At 45.1% G+C, this 1,022-nt stretch carries 1 protein-coding gene; it reads right to left on the reverse strand.

The window, feature by feature from the left end; translation table 11 throughout:
* A partial coding sequence (locus ACYQ0H_RS12345; RefSeq protein WP_459813180.1) for an MSCRAMM family protein occupies positions 1 to 1,022 on the reverse strand: 1,022 nt, incomplete at both ends.

A 1,022-nucleotide genomic window follows, 5' to 3' on the forward strand; every position in this document is an offset into this window, starting at 1 on the left:
CGGCAACCATGTATGCGATCGGAACAGTATCAGCGTCTTCCGTTACAGTGTAAGTTCCCGTCGGTACAGCCGTAAAAGCAGCGATTCCGTCTTTGTCGGTAACAGCCGTAAGCTTGACCTCATGCCCAGAATCAGACGTTCCCGAAAGGATCAGCGTTATACCCTCAACATTCATCATGCCTTCGGTTTTCTTATGAACCTTTACTGTTCCCACTGCGTCTGAATTGTACATAACAACATAAGTAACACTTCCGTCTGAATTTACCGTAAACTCTATGTCGGTTGCAAGTGTGTAACCGCTTGGAGCAGTTATTTCTCTCAGTATGTAAGTTTCTCCTGCGATTAGCTTTGCTTCGATGTAGTGAGCTTCTTCTGTCGATACCCATTCGTCAATTATGTTTCCGTCCTTGTCAATTACCTGAAGAGCTGCTCCCGGAAGCTCATCATCGCCTGTGATGTCTTTCTTTGAAATTTCAACCTTTGTTGCTTCGTCAGTCATTACGATCAGCGGCAGACCGTCAGCTGATACCGCAGTTACTTCGGTGTCGTTGCAAAGGATAGAACCGTCCTCGTTAACAGTAACAGCAATATCTGTAGCTATGCAGTAGCCTCTTGGAGCATAGTATTCATGCAGAGTGTAGCTTCCTGCGGCAAGTCCTGTAACGATATGCTCTGTTCCGTCCGACGTCCACTCTTCAACCGTATCTCCGTTTTCGTCAATCAGCTGAAGCTGTGCATTGCTGATTTCTTTGCCGTATGCGTCCTGCTTTGAAACTGCGAACCGTATTTCTTTATCTTCAATATTCAGCACAATGTCAGAAAGCCTTGAGTTTGAAAGCTGTACAGGCATATTCGCCTTTACTTCATATTTGGTGTCATCCCTGATATATCCGGCAGGAGCTTCGATCTCCTGAATGTAATAGCTGCCCCATGCAGGAAGATATGTATTAAAATATGCAGTAGAGCCGTTTGAAGCTATCCGCTCTATTTCCTGTCCTGATGTGTAAATTAACTTATCGCCT

Source organism: Hominimerdicola intestinalis, from assembly GCF_054655215.1.